Source organism: Microbacterium sp. C7(2022) (genome assembly GCF_028823665.1).
Classification (GTDB): Bacteria; Actinomycetota; Actinomycetes; order Actinomycetales; family Microbacteriaceae; genus Microbacterium.
This window is the reverse complement of record NZ_JAPEHV010000003.1, coordinates 153,002-165,627: the sequence shown is the minus strand read 5'-3', so window position 1 is coordinate 165,627 and position 12,626 is coordinate 153,002. Positions and strand designations below refer to the sequence as shown.

Annotated in this window: 12 protein-coding genes and 1 tRNA gene; 12 read left to right on the top strand and 1 reads right to left on the bottom strand. The window is 66.6% G+C overall.

What is annotated here, in order from left to right; all coding sequences use genetic code 11:
• The first annotated feature begins 34 nt into the window (after positions 1–34).
• Together ON062_RS04995 and ON062_RS04990 are read left to right on the top strand one after the other, a co-directional pair.
• Positions 35–250 (top strand): hypothetical protein, encoded by a 216-nt coding sequence (locus tag ON062_RS04995; RefSeq protein ID WP_274646273.1) that lies wholly within the window; start codon positions 35–37, stop codon positions 248–250.
• Positions 250–717 carry a RidA family protein gene (locus ON062_RS04990; protein WP_274646036.1) on the top strand — a complete coding sequence of 156 codons (468 nt, stop codon included), beginning with the start codon at positions 250–252 and terminating at the stop codon, positions 715–717. The genes ON062_RS04995 and ON062_RS04990 overlap by 1 nt, the downstream gene beginning before the upstream one ends.
• Before the next feature lie 64 nt (positions 718–781).
• Here ON062_RS04990 and acs read toward each other — a convergent pair whose 3' ends face one another.
• Positions 782–2,749 carry an acetate--CoA ligase gene (gene acs / locus ON062_RS04985; protein WP_274646035.1) on the bottom strand — a complete coding sequence of 656 codons (1,968 nt, stop codon included), beginning with the start codon at positions 2,747–2,749 and terminating at the stop codon, positions 782–784.
• Between the two features lie 404 nt (positions 2,750–3,153).
• Between acs and ON062_RS04980 the strand changes: the two genes are divergently transcribed.
• From ON062_RS04980 to ON062_RS04935, 10 genes are all read left to right on the top strand, one after another.
• Complete coding sequence (locus ON062_RS04980) at positions 3,154–4,386, top strand: TadA family conjugal transfer-associated ATPase (RefSeq protein WP_306802258.1); 1,233 nt, start codon at positions 3,154–3,156, stop codon at positions 4,384–4,386.
• Positions 4,383–5,330, top strand: a complete 948-nt coding sequence (locus ON062_RS04975; RefSeq protein ID WP_274646271.1) for a type II secretion system F family protein — start codon at positions 4,383–4,385, stop codon at positions 5,328–5,330. Before ON062_RS04980 ends, ON062_RS04975 begins: the two co-directional genes overlap by 4 nt.
• Before the next feature lie 52 nt (positions 5,331–5,382).
• Positions 5,383–5,595, top strand: coding sequence for a DUF4244 domain-containing protein (locus ON062_RS04970; protein WP_274646034.1), 213 nt, complete (start codon positions 5,383–5,385; stop codon positions 5,593–5,595).
• On the top strand, positions 5,592–5,966 hold the full coding sequence (locus ON062_RS04965) for a TadE family type IV pilus minor pilin (protein WP_274646033.1): 375 nt from the start codon (positions 5,592–5,594) through the stop codon (positions 5,964–5,966). The genes ON062_RS04970 and ON062_RS04965 overlap by 4 nt, the downstream gene beginning before the upstream one ends.
• The gene (locus ON062_RS04960; protein ID WP_274646032.1) at positions 5,966–6,283 is read left to right on the top strand and encodes an Rv3654c family TadE-like protein; all 318 of its coding nucleotides are present in this window, start codon (positions 5,966–5,968) and stop codon (positions 6,281–6,283) included. Before ON062_RS04965 ends, ON062_RS04960 begins: the two co-directional genes overlap by 1 nt.
• 66 nt (positions 6,284–6,349) lie before the next feature.
• Positions 6,350–9,055 carry a type I DNA topoisomerase gene (gene topA, locus ON062_RS04955; protein WP_274646031.1) on the top strand — a complete coding sequence of 902 codons (2,706 nt, stop codon included), beginning with the start codon at positions 6,350–6,352 and terminating at the stop codon, positions 9,053–9,055.
• Positions 9,052–9,723 carry a dTMP kinase gene (gene tmk, locus ON062_RS04950; RefSeq protein WP_274646030.1) on the top strand — a complete coding sequence of 224 codons (672 nt, stop codon included), beginning with the start codon at positions 9,052–9,054 and terminating at the stop codon, positions 9,721–9,723. Before topA ends, tmk begins: the two co-directional genes overlap by 4 nt.
• A gap of 9 nt (positions 9,724–9,732) precedes the next feature.
• Entirely contained in the window at positions 9,733–10,902 is a 1,170-nt protein-coding gene (locus tag ON062_RS04945; RefSeq protein ID WP_274646029.1) for a DNA polymerase III subunit delta', read from the top strand.
• Complete coding sequence (locus ON062_RS04940; RefSeq protein ID WP_274646028.1) at positions 10,899–12,464, top strand: alpha/beta hydrolase; 1,566 nt, start codon at positions 10,899–10,901, stop codon at positions 12,462–12,464. The genes ON062_RS04945 and ON062_RS04940 overlap by 4 nt, the downstream gene beginning before the upstream one ends.
• A gap of 73 nt (positions 12,465–12,537) precedes the next feature.
• Positions 12,538–12,613 (top strand) — tRNA-Thr (locus tag ON062_RS04935).
• The last annotated feature ends 13 nt before the right edge of the window (positions 12,614–12,626 follow it).

The following is a 12,626-nucleotide window of genomic DNA, read 5'->3' as shown; positions in this document are numbered from 1 at the left end:
CGACCTGTTTTTCATGCCTTCGACGGGAGTCGCCATGACGACGTGGGAATACCTCACCACACCCCTGCTCATTCACAACACCGCCGCCATCCTCAACAACTGGGGCAAGCAGGGGTGGGAGCTCGTCCAGGTGGTGACCGGGCCCGAAGGTGGCTTGGTCGCGTACTTCAAGCGCCCGGTGGGCGGCGGCGAGGCCAACGCGGGCCTGGGCGCAGCGGCCGAAGCAGCCAAGCAGTTCGAGGGGGCGTGATGAGCATCTCGTCGCGGCTGGCCGAGCTCGGCATCCAACTCCCCACGGTCGTTCCCCCCGTCGCCGCCTACATTCCCGCGAAGGTTCACGGCGACTTGGTATTCACCGCCGGGCAGCTGCCCATGGTCGACGGGGCGCTCGCGGCGACCGGCAAGGTCGGTGACGAAGTCGCCTTGGTGGCCCCCGCCGACGCGCAGGCGCTGGCTCGCCAGTGCGCTCTGAACGCCATTGCCGCGGCCGCCGCGGCTGTCGGAGACGTCGACCGCCTCACGGGCGTGCTCAAGGTCGTTGGCTTCGTCGCATCGGTGCCCGAGTTCACCGGTCAGCCTGGCGTGATCAATGGCGCCAGCAACGTTCTTGGCGAGATCTTCGGTGATGCTGGCATCCACGCGCGCTCTGCCGTAGGAGTCCCGGTGCTTCCTCTCGACTCGCCGGTCGAGGTAGAGGTCATCTTCACCCACGCATGATGAATGACGGATGCCACGTGGAGCGATTCCACGTGGCATCCGCCATCTTTGTCGGCGCAGCCGTCTACTTCACCTGTGCCGAGATGATGCTCATCACCGCGGTGTCGGCAAGGGTCGTGGTGTCGCCGACCTCACGGCCCGCGGCGACGTCGCGGAGCAGACGCCGCATGATCTTGCCGGATCGTGTCTTCGGCAGTTCGCCGACGATGTACACGTCGCGAGGCCGCGCGATCGGGCCGATCTGCTCGCCCACCCAAGAACGCAGCGTCTGCCCGAGCCCCTCGACCGGGTGTGCGTTGAGGTAGGACTGTTTGACGATCACGAACGCGACCACCGCCTGACCGGTCGTCTCGTCCGAGGCGCCGACCACGGCAGCCTCGGCCACGGCTTCGTGCCCCACCAGCGCGGACTCGATCTCGGTCGTCGACAGGCGGTGACCTGACACGTTCATGACATCGTCCACGCGGCCCAGGAACCACACGTCTCCATCGTCGTCGAGACGCGCACCGTCACCGGCGAAGTAGAAATTCTGCTTCTGGAACTTCTCCCAATACGTCTCGACGAACCGTTCGGGGTCGCCCCAGATGCCGCGCAGCATGCTCGGCCACGGTTCGGTGATAACGAGAAGTCCGCCGTTGCCGTTGCCGACGTGTGCGCCGTCTTCGTCGACGACGTCGACCGAGATCCCGGGCACTGGCACCTGGGCGCTCCCGGGCTTGGTCTCGGTGACACCGGGCAGCGCCGAGATCATGATCGCGCCGGTCTCGGTCTGCCACCAGGTGTCGACGATCGGCGCGTCGCCGGCGCCGATGACTTCGCGGTACCAGACCCAGGCTTCCGGGTTGATGGGCTCGCCCACCGAACCGAGCAGGCGCAGCGAAGAGAGATCGAACTTCTGCGGGATCGCGCGACCGAGCTTCATGAAGGAGCGGATCGCGGTCGGCGCGGTGTAGAGCACGGTGACGCCGTACTTCTCGACGACTTCCCACCAGCGTCCCGGGTGCGGTGCGTCGGGTGTGCCTTCGTACACGACCTGGGTGGCCCCGTTCGCCAGGGGTCCGTAGGTCACGTAGCTGTGGCCGGTGATCCAGCCGATGTCGGCCGTGCACCAATACACGTCGGTCTCGGGGTGGATGTCATGCACGACCTTGTTGGTGAAGGCCGCCTGCGTGAGGTACCCACCGGAGGTGTGCAAGATGCCTTTGGGCTTTCCGGTCGTGCCCGACGTGTACAGGATGAACAGCGGGTTCTCAGCGGGGAAGGGCTGGGCGACGTGATCAGCGGATGCCGCGGGCACGACATCGTGCCACCACAGGTCGCGACCCTCGGTCCAGTCGACCTCGTTCTCGCCGCGCTTGACGACGAGAACATGCTCGACGCTCTCTTGAACACCTGAGCCGTTGCGGTCGGCCAGTGCCATGTCGACGGCGGGCTTGAGCGGCGACACCTTGCCCTTGCGGTAGCCGCCGTCTGCGGTGATGACGAGTTTCGCGCCCGCGTCGTCAATGCGTGCACGAAGGCTGTCGGCCGAGAAGCCACCGAAGACCACAGAGTGAATCGCGCCGATGCGCGCAACGGCGAGCATCGAGGCGATGGCTTCGGGGATCATCGGCATGTAGATCGCCACCCGGTCGCCTGCGCCGATCCCGAGACCTTCCAGCACATTGGCGAGACGCTTGACCTCGTCTGTCAACTCTGCATAGGTGACGCGGCGCTCGTCGCCGGGCTCGCCTTCCCACAACAGTGCGACCCGGTCGCCGTTGCCGGCTTCGACGTGGCGGTCGAGGCAGTTGTACGCCACGTTGATCTCGCCGTCGTCGAACCACTTCGCAAATGGTGGGTTCGACCAGTCGAGGACCTCCGTAAACGGGGTGTGCCAGTGCAGGTCGCGGGCCTTGTCAGCCCAGAACCCTTCGCGGTCAGCGGATGCTTGTTCGTACAGTTCTGCGGTGCCCTGCGCCTGCGCGGCGAACTCGGGCGACGGGGTGAAACGCCGGGACTCGTTCAGAAGGTGGTCGATCTGGCTGCTCATCTGAGCACGCTCCTTTGCGGGCTGGAACACGACGCCGGAGTGCCGGCGAGCTTGTCAGCACCGTACAGTCGGCGTGGACTGATCACTACCTCCGATAGTAGGTAGCCACGAACTTTTGCATTCAGAGCGATATATCAGTGGGATTCGCGCCCGAACCGCTGGCTGTCAACGCTGTTGTCACATATGCTCAACAACGGCCGAACTTCGATTCGTGTATCGCAGCGTCCAAATCACCCCCGAAGTGTGACGCTGCGCGTGGCGGCATCCCATTCCCCCCATGGGATGCCGCCCCCGTTTTTTCTCGGTGTCGTGCCCCCTCCTCCCCAGGCGATGGTCTGCGGGGGTTCTCCACGGCGTTCAGGTCTGGTGCGGTAGCGCAGCGCGCGGGTATCTAGCGTCGGGACATGCCCTCCGCTTTCGTCGTTCAGCCGCGTGCCACCGGCCGCGCAGCCGAGCCCGGCCCAGGTCCCGGTGCCGCCGGCGCGGGGTCGCCCGCGTTCGCTCCCGTGGTGGCGCTTCGCCCTGACGCTCACGCCCGAGCGACGGACTCACTAATCCGGCCTCCGGATACCTGCTTTGCTCCGACGGCCCGCTTCGTTCCGCCACCGCGTCGCACAGACGCAGGGCAGGGCGAGCCACCTCCCGAGACCGAGCGACCTTCCGAGACCGAGCGGGCGGTCGCCACGCGACTGGCCCAGCCGCGGCATCCGTTGCTGCAACCGCTCGCCGAGTTCTTGGATGACCCTGCCGTAACCGACATCTTCATCAACGGCGCGACCGGCCTGTTCGTCGACCGCGGCGATGGCCCTCGCCGCGTGGAGCGCTGGCGGGCCGGGGAATCGCACGTGCGCGAGCTTGCCGTCGCGCTGATCGCACTGGGCGACCGCCACATCGACGACGCGAGCCCGGCCGTGGACGTGAGGCTCGACGGGGGACTGCGCGTCCACGCGGTGCTGCCGCCCGTCGCCGTCGACGGCACCACCATCTCGCTGCGGGTGCCGAGAATGGTGCGGCCTTCTCTCGGCGATCTTGAACTCGCGGGGACTGTCACAGCTGCGGCCCGCACCATGCTGGAAGGATTCATCCGGGCACGCGAGAACGTCTTGGTGACCGGCGCTGCGGGTGCGGGCAAGACCACGTTGCTCGCGGCACTGCTCGCCGCCGTGGGACCGAACGAACGGATCGTGACAATCGAGGACGTCGCCGAGCTCACGCTCGAGCATCCTCACCACGTGCGTTTGGAGGCGCGCCAAGCCAACCTCGAGGGTGCCGGGGCTATCGGTTTGGCGCGGCTCCTCAAAGAGGCATTGCGGATGCGCCCCGACCGGCTGGTAGTCGGGGAATGCCGTGGCGAAGAGGTGCGAGAGCTCCTGAGCGCGCTGAACACCGGACACGATGGCGGTGCGGGGACCGTACACGCCAACAGCATTCACGATGTTCCAGCTCGCCTCGAGGCGTTGGGTGCGCTCGCCGGGCTCGACGACCTGGCGTTGGCGCGACAGGTCGCGAGCGCCATCGGTTACGTGCTCCACGTGGAGCGTGACGCGGCCGGTAAGCGGCGATTGGCGGGCATCGGGCGCCCCGTGGTCACCGTGGCGGGGCGTCTGGCCATGGAAGACGTCGCGTGCCCGACATGACCGGGCGAGGGAAGACTCCCCGCAACACTCTTGTCGGAAGTGAGGCTGATCTTGTTCTGCAGACGGCTGTGCTGCTCGAGGCCGGCGTCGCGCCGCTTCGTGCGTGGGAGTATCTCGCTGCAACAGGTGAGCCCGCTGCGGGGCGCATTGTCGCCTCGGTGGCGGACGGGATGACGGTTGCGCAGGCGATCAGCGAGCTCGCCACGGTGGAGGAGACGCCCCGCCGGCTGCGCCTGCGATCGGAGGCCATGCCGCCTCAGCAAACTGTCTGGCAGGACGTCGGGGCGGCGTGGCAGGTGGCGACGACAGTGGGTGCCCCCCTTGCGCCCAGTCTTCGCGCGCTGGCATCGGCATTGCGCGACGGGCGCGAGACCGCCGATGACGTGCGTGTGGCGCTGGCGGAGCCCGCGGGGACCGCGCGATTGATGGGGTGGCTGCCGCTGGTCGCGATCGGCCTCGGCACCGCCTTGGGGTTCGACACCGTCACGATTCTGGTGACCGAGCCGGCAGGAATTGTCTGTGCCGTCGCCGGACTCGTCCTCGTCGTCGCAGCGCACCGCTGGACCGGCGCGCTCGTCGCGCGCGCGCGGACGGATGTGCGTGTGCCGGGTCTGGGTGCCGACCTCATGGCGATCGCACTGACGGGCGGCGTGTCAATGGATCGAGCACGCGCCATCGTGGGTGCCGCTGATGTCGACATCGATCCGGCCGTCGAGGCTTATCTGCGGCTGTCGAAGGCCGCGGGTGTCCCTGCTCGCGAGTTGCTTCGTGCGGGCGGTGCTCTCGCTCGTCACCGCGCTCGCATCGACGGGAAAATGCGCGCCGCCCGTCTGTCGTCGCGCCTGCTCTTGCCGCTCGGCGTCTGTACCTTGCCGGCGTTCTTGCTGCTCGGCGTCGCGCCGATGCTCCTGGGGGTGATGTCGACGATGTCGTTGAACTTCTGATCTCTCGCTCCCACACCGAAACCGTGCCCGACCTACCGATGACAGGAGAACAATGTCCATGAACGATTCACACGTGCCCGCGGTGACGATGCGCCGCGCTCGCCGCCTGTTCGGCAAAGACGACACGGGTGCGGCGACCGCTGAGTACGCCATCGCGACGATGGCCGCAGTGGCCTTCGCCGGGCTGCTGGTCGTGATCATGCGCAGCGATGAGGTGCGCGGCATCCTCACGGATCTGGTGCGACGCGCGCTGACGGTCGCATGAGCGCGCGCGAACTCGGCGGCGCGCGCTCCCGGCGGCGCCCCGTTCGAGGATGGGCCGATGACCGGGGTGCGGTCGCCGCCGAGTTCGCGGTGTCGTTGCCAGCGATCGTTGCCGTGATCGTCATCACGGTCGGAGCACTGGGCGCATGCGCGCGTCATGTGCGGTTGCAGGATGCCGTGGCCGACGCGGCGCGAATGGCGGCACGCGGTGAGAGCGCGCAGCGGGTCCACGACGTCATCGCTGCCATTGACGGGGCGACAGGCGTGGTCGAACGCGGGCCGGATGACATGGTGTGCGTGCATGCGACGCTCGATGCCGGGCTCGGGATAGAGCTGTCGGCGACCGGCTGCGCGATCGACGGGGGAGGCTGATGCCCGGCACCGTCGCTTCGGCAGGTGCCGTGGCCGTGGCCTCTACTCTGGCGCTGGGACTCGTCGTTGTGGGTGCTGCTCACGTGCAGTCGCAGCGCGTCGCAGCCGTCGCGGATTCCGCGGCGCTCGCCGCCGCCGATGCCGCGAGCGGCGCGATCGTTGGAGTCCCATGTGAACGCGCGGCGCAGCTTGCCGCAGCGGCGGGAATGGAACTCGCCGGTTGTGAGGTTGAATCGCTCGTCGCCACGGTGACCGTCGCAGCGGTGTTCACCGGGCTGCCGGTGACAGCATCCGCTCGAGCAGGACCACCGCCGTGAGGAGACTCACAGCGAGCACTCTGGGTGGTGGCGTGTATGGTGTGCGACGAAGGAAGGACGGCCACGTTGGCAGAAGGCAAGAAGCTCGTCATCGTCGAGTCACCGACGAAGATGAAGTCGATTCAGGGGTACCTCGGCGATGGCTACGAGGTGCTCAGCTCGGTTGGTCACATTCGCGATCTCGCAGATAAGAAGAGTATTCCGGCAGACAAGAAGCAGGCGTACGGCAAATACTCCATCGATGTCGACAACGGCTTCGACCCCTACTACGTCGAGAGCGATCGCGGCAAGAAGACCGTCACTGAGCTCAAGCGCGCCATGAAGAGCGCCGACGAACTCTTGCTCGCCACTGATGAAGACCGCGAAGGCGAAGCCATCGCGTGGCACCTGCTCGAAGTCCTCAAGCCCAAGGTTCCCGTCAAGCGCATGGTGTTCCACGAGATCACCAAAGACGCGATCCAGGCAGCGGTACAGAACACGCGTGAGCTCGACCACGCACTGGTTGACGCGCAAGAGACGCGCCGCATTCTCGACCGTCTCTACGGATGGGACGTGAGCCCCGTTCTCTGGTTCAAGGTGCAGCAGGGGACCTCGGCCGGTCGGGTTCAGTCTGCCGCAACGCGCTTGGTCGTGGACCGCGAGCGTGAGCGTATGGCCTTCGTATCGGCCTCGTATTGGGACATCGACATGACCGCGGCCAAGGCGAGCGAGTCGTTCTCGGCCCGCCTTGCTCGTGTCGACGGAGCCCCGCTGGCACGAGGCACGGACTTCGACGACCACGGTCAGCTGAAGAAGGCTGTGCTCGTCCTCACCGAGGCGCAGGCGCGCGAACTGGCTGAGGCGATCGAGAAGACCGGCGAAGGCTCTGTCGCGAACATCGAGGCCAAGCCCGGTACGCGCAGTCCGAAGCCTCCCTTCACCACCTCGACCCTGCAGCAAGAGGCGGGCCGCAAGCTGTCGATGAGCGCCAAGCACGCGATGAGCGTCGCCCAGCGACTCTACGAAAAGGGCTTCATCACCTATATGCGAACGGACTCGACCGCCCTGTCGAAGCAGGCCGTCGAAGCTGCCCGCGCGCAGGCGGTTGCCATGTACGGCGACAAGGCTGTGCCCGCGAACCCGCGTTCGTACCGCAACAACTCCAAGAACGCGCAGGAAGCACACGAAGCGATTCGCCCGTCTGGCGACACATTCCGGACACCGTCGAGCGTGTCCAGCGAGCTCGACCGCGATGAGCAGCGCCTGTACGACCTGATCTGGAAGCGCACCATGGCGAGCCAGATGTCGGACGCGAAATACGAGACCACCACCGTCACGGTGCAGGTCGATGCCGCGGGTAAGCGCGCCGAGTTCACGGCATCCGGAACCGTCTACACGTTCAAAGGGTTCTTGGAGGCCTACGAAGAGGGCCGGGACGAGAAGCGTGGTGACGACGACAAGAACGCAGACCAGTCACTGCCGCAGTTGAGCGTCGGCGACACCTTGGCCCTGCGGGACGTCGAGCCCAAGGGGCACGAGACCAGCCCTAAGCCCCGCTACACCGAAGCGAGCCTGGTGAAGGCGCTCGAAGAGAAGGGCATCGGGCGCCCCTCGACCTTCGCGAGCATCATCGACGTGATCATCAACCGCGGCTATGTCACCAAGCGTGGGCAGGCGCTGATTCCGAGTTGGCTCGCGTTCAGCGTGATCCGCCTGCTTGAGCAGCACTTCGCCGACCTGGTCGACTACGACTTCACCGCCGCGCTCGAGGACGACCTTGACGCCATCGCACGAGGTGAGCAGAAGCGCGAAGACTGGCTGAAGGAGTTCTACTTCGGCTCGGATGGCCATGTGGGGCTGCGGAACATCGTCGACAACCTCGGCGAGATCGACGCCCGCGCCCTCAACTCGACCCCGATCGGCGACGTGGCGACGCTGCGCTTCGGCAAGTACGGCCCGTATCTCGAGGTCCTCGACTCCGAGAATCCGGACGCCGAGCCGCGGCGCATCAACATTCCCGACGACCTGGCCCCGGACGAGCTCACGCCCGCTCGCGCGCAGGAGCTGATCGACGCTCCCGTGGCAGGGGACCGGGTTCTCGGGGAGAACCCCGAAAATGGCAAGCTGATCGTCGTCAAGGACGGCCGATTCGGGCCGTACGTGCAGGAAGTGGATCCCCCCGAGGAGGAGGCCGTCGACCCAGTGACCGGTGAGGTCATCGCGGCAGAACTCGCCCCGGAGGAAAAGCCCAAGCGGGGCGCGAAGAAGCCGGCGGCGCCCAAGCCGCGGACGGCGTCGCTGTTCAAGTCCATGTCGGTCGACACCATCGACCTTGACACCGCTCTTCGTTTGCTTTCTCTGCCGCGCACAGTCGGGGTCGACCCCGAGACCGAAGTGCCTATCACCGCGCAGAACGGTCGCTATGGGCCGTATCTGAAGAAGGGCACCGATTCGCGCACGCTGCAGAGTGAACAGCAGCTTTTCGACATCACGCTCGAAGAGGCGCTGGCCGTCTACGCGCAGCCGAAGTATGGTGCGCGGGCAGCAGCGAGTGCGCTGAAGGAGTTCGAGGCCGACCCGGTGAGCGAGAAGCCCATCAAGGTGAAGGACGGACGATTCGGCCCCTATGTCACCGACGGGGTGACGAACGTCACGATCCCGCGTGGTCAGACTCCGGACGACATCACGTACGAGATCGCCGTCCAGATGCTCGCCGACAAGCGCGCGAAGGGGCCTGCACCGAAGCGCACGACGCGAAAGGCGCCAGCGAAGAAGGCCGCGGCGAAGAAGTGACCGAGCGGGCCGACGACGCGGACCGCAGCACCGCCGGTCTCTGGATCACGTTCGAAGGCGGCGACGGCGTCGGCAAGACGACGCAGGCCACGCTGCTGGAAGAGTGGCTCTCCGGGTGCGGACACACCGTCGTGCGGACGCGTGAGCCCGGCGGCACCGAGGTCGGCACGCTGATTCGCGACATCGTCTTGCATCATCGCGGCGACGTCGCCCCTCGCGCCGAGGCTCTGCTCTACGCCGCAGATCGCGCGCACCACATCGCCACGCTCGTGCGTCCCGCGCTGGCGCGCGGCGAGGTCGTGATCCAGGACCGCTATCTCGATTCGTCGGTGGCCTACCAAGGTGCGGGGCGGGTACTGGATGCCACAGAGATTCGCGATCTCTCTCTGTGGGCGAGCGAAGGTGCGCTCCCCGATGTCACCGTGCTGCTCGATCTCGAGCCGGCCGACGCGCGAGCACGGCTGGATGCCGACGACAAGCCGTTCGACCGACTCGAAGCCGAGAAAGCGGACTTCCATGCGCGCGTCCGTGCGGCCTTCCTCTCGTTGGCAGAGGCGGAACCGGGCAGATTTCTCGTCGTCGATGCGTCGCGTCCGGCGGCCGATATCGCTGAAGCGGTGCGCGAGCGTGTAATGGCACGTCTCGGTGGTGTCCGCGCCCCGCATTAGGCTGTTCGCATGGATGCCACGGCATCGGCCATGGCCGACCTCAACGCGTTGCCGTGGGGTGAGGTCTGGGGGCAGGATGCCGCGGTCCGCGCGCTGCAGGGCGCAGCATCCGACCCCGCAGCGTTGACGCATGCGTGGCTCATCACAGGCCCCCCAGGGTCAGGGCGCTCGACTCTTGCCCACGCGTTTGCAGCCGCATTAATCGCCGAACCCGGAGACACCGCGGCGATGCGTCAAGTGCTTGCCGGTACCCACCCGGACCTCACTGCTCTGCGCACCGAGGGCGTCATCATCACCATCAAGCACGCGCGTGCGCTGGTCGAGCGGTCGTACTTCGCGCCGTCCGTCGGACGGTATCGCGTCATCGTGATGGAAGACGCCGACCGAATGTCGGAACGGACCTCGAACGTTCTGCTGAAGGCACTCGAAGAACCACCTGAGCGCACCGTATGGGTGCTGTGTGCGCCCAGTGACGCCGACCTGCTGCCGACGATCCGCTCGCGTGTGCGTACCCTGCGCCTGCGCGAACCCGACGTCGACGACGTTGCGCGGCTGATTGTCGAACGCGCGGGGGTCTCATACGACATCGCCGAGCAGTCTGCCCGGCACGCGCAGCGCCACATCGGCATGGCTCAGCGCCTCGCCACCGACGACGCGTCACGCGCGCGTCGCGACGAACTCATGCGCGCCGTGTTGCGTGTGCGCGGGGTCAGCGATGCCGTCGAGGTAGCTGGACAGGTGGTGGCGGCGGCGACCGACGACGCGAAGGCGCTGACGGCTGAGCGTGATGAGTCTGAGCGGGCGGCCCTGCTGCGAACCCTCGGCGTCGCCGAGGGACAGGCGGTTCCGCCCGCGGTGCGTTCGCAGGTCTCGGCGCTCGAAGACGAGCAGAAACGGCGTGCCACACGTAGCCTGCGCGACGGTATCGATCGTGTGCTGACTGACCTCGAATCCCTCTTCCGCGATGTGTTGATGATTCAGTTCGGCAACGACGCGGCGCTGATCAATCGTGAACTTGATGCCGATCTGCGCGCGTGCGGCGCAGTGTGGCCACCCGAGCGCACCCTCACCGTGGTCGACCGCATCGGTGAGACCCGCGCCAACATCGAGCAGAACGCTGCACCGCTGCTGGCACTGGAAAGCATGCTCATCACCGTCGCTAACGGAAGGACCCCGTGATCCACACCTCTGGCCGCACGCGCCGAATGCTCGGCGTCGTCGCCGCGTTGGCCGCGGCATCCTTCGCACTCTCCGGATGCCTGTCCTCGCAGATCCCCGCCGAGCAACCTCGGTCGACGGCGTCGGCTGCCCCGGTGACCGACGGCGTCTCGGCCGACCTGTTGCCGTTCTACTCGCAGACGCTGTCATGGGGGCCGTGCGAGCCGGCTGCGAGCCAGATGGAGTGCACCACCCTCACGGCACCGCTGGACTGGGATAACCCCGGCGAAGGGGAGATCGAGCTCGCCATGGTGCGCAGCCGGGCCGAAAGCGGCACCGCGATCGGTTCATTGTTGACGAACCCCGGCGGCCCCGGAGCCAGCGGCGTCGGGTACATTCGCGACTCGGTCACGCACGCCGCCGGCGACGCCGTGCGCGCGCAATTCGATGTCATCGGGTTCGACCCGCGCGGGGTCGGCGACTCTACTGCCGTCGAGTGCTTCACCGATGCCGCCGACATGGATGCGTACCTGTTCGACATTCCCGACAACCCTCGGGGATCGGATGCCTGGTCGGACGAACTGCTCGAGGGGGCAGCCGAGTTCGCTGCGGCGTGTGAAGAGAACAGCGGTGGCATTCTGCCGTACATCACCACCGAGCAGTCGGCGCGTGACATGGATCTCATTCGTGCCGTGCTGGGCGACAACGAGCTGTACTACCTGGGCTACTCGTACGGCACATTCTTGGGCGCGACCTACGCGAAGCTGTACCCCGAGAATGTCGGGCGTATGGTGCTCGATGCCGCAATCGACCCGTCCGTGTCGGGGCTCGATGTCGGCACCACGCAAGGCCTCGGTTTCGAATCGGCGCTGCGGGCGTACATGGCGGATTGCCTGGGAAGCGACGAGTGTCCGTTCCGGGGAAGCGTCGATCAAGGCATGGCGGACCTCGGTACGCTGCTTGCTTCCGTGGACCGCACTCCGCAGCAGGCGCCGGATGGACGCATGCTCGGTGCGGATTCGCTCCTGACGGCGATCGTGGCTGCGCTTTACTCCCAAGAGAGCTGGGGCTATCTCACCGCCGCGCTGACGGATGTCATGCAGGGGGACCCGGCGCTGGCATTTAGCCTGGCGGACTTCTACTACAACCGCTCCGACGGCGAGTATCTCGACAACCAGACGGAGGCGTTCACGGCATACAACTGCCTGGACTACCCCGATGACTCGACGCCCGAGCAGGAAGCCGCCGCGGAAGAGTTGCTCGCAGCTGAAGCCCCGACGGTCGCCCCCTACTGGAGCGGGCCGGACGGATGCAGTGTGTGGCCGTACGAGCCGTCGGGCGTGCGGGAGCGCATCACCGCCGAGGGCGCCGCCCCGATTGTCGTGGTGGGTACGACGAACGATCCGGCGACCCCGTACGAGTGGTCGGTGTCGCTCGCCGAGCAACTGTCGTCGGGCGTGCTGGTCACGCGTGTCGGCGAGGGACACTCGGGCTACAACAAGGGCAATAGCTGCGTCGACGACGCGGTCGAAGCCTACTTGCTCGAAGGTGCAGCGCCCGAGGACGGCCTGCGCTGCGAGTAAGGATGCTCGGTGGTTCGCGAGCACTCATTTGACCCTGTAGGATTGATGATCGTGCAACGCGCAAGCGAAGCGCGCCACCTTAGCTCAGACGGCAGAGCGATTCACTCGTAATGAATAGGTCAAGGGTTCGATTCCCTTAGGTGGCTCCACATCTCACCTGAT

Bases quoted from the DNA above. Each gene is read 5' to 3' on its own strand.
- ON062_RS04995 (WP_274646273.1), top strand. From the start codon at position 35: ATGACGACGTGGGAATACCTCACCACACCCCTGCTCATTCACAACACC.
- ON062_RS04990 (WP_274646036.1), top strand. From the start codon at position 250: ATGAGCATCTCGTCGCGGCTGGCCGAGCTCGGCATCCAACTCCCCACG.
- acs (WP_274646035.1), bottom strand. From the start codon at position 2,749: ATGAGCAGCCAGATCGACCACCTTCTGAACGAGTCCCGGCGTTTCACC.
- ON062_RS04980 (WP_306802258.1), top strand. From the start codon at position 3,154: ATGCCCTCCGCTTTCGTCGTTCAGCCGCGTGCCACCGGCCGCGCAGCC.
- ON062_RS04975 (WP_274646271.1), top strand. From the start codon at position 4,383: ATGACCGGGCGAGGGAAGACTCCCCGCAACACTCTTGTCGGAAGTGAG.
- ON062_RS04970 (WP_274646034.1), top strand. From the start codon at position 5,383: ATGTCCATGAACGATTCACACGTGCCCGCGGTGACGATGCGCCGCGCT.
- ON062_RS04965 (WP_274646033.1), top strand. From the start codon at position 5,592: ATGAGCGCGCGCGAACTCGGCGGCGCGCGCTCCCGGCGGCGCCCCGTT.
- ON062_RS04960 (WP_274646032.1), top strand. From the start codon at position 5,966: ATGCCCGGCACCGTCGCTTCGGCAGGTGCCGTGGCCGTGGCCTCTACT.
- ON062_RS04945 (WP_274646029.1), top strand. From the start codon at position 9,733: ATGGATGCCACGGCATCGGCCATGGCCGACCTCAACGCGTTGCCGTGG.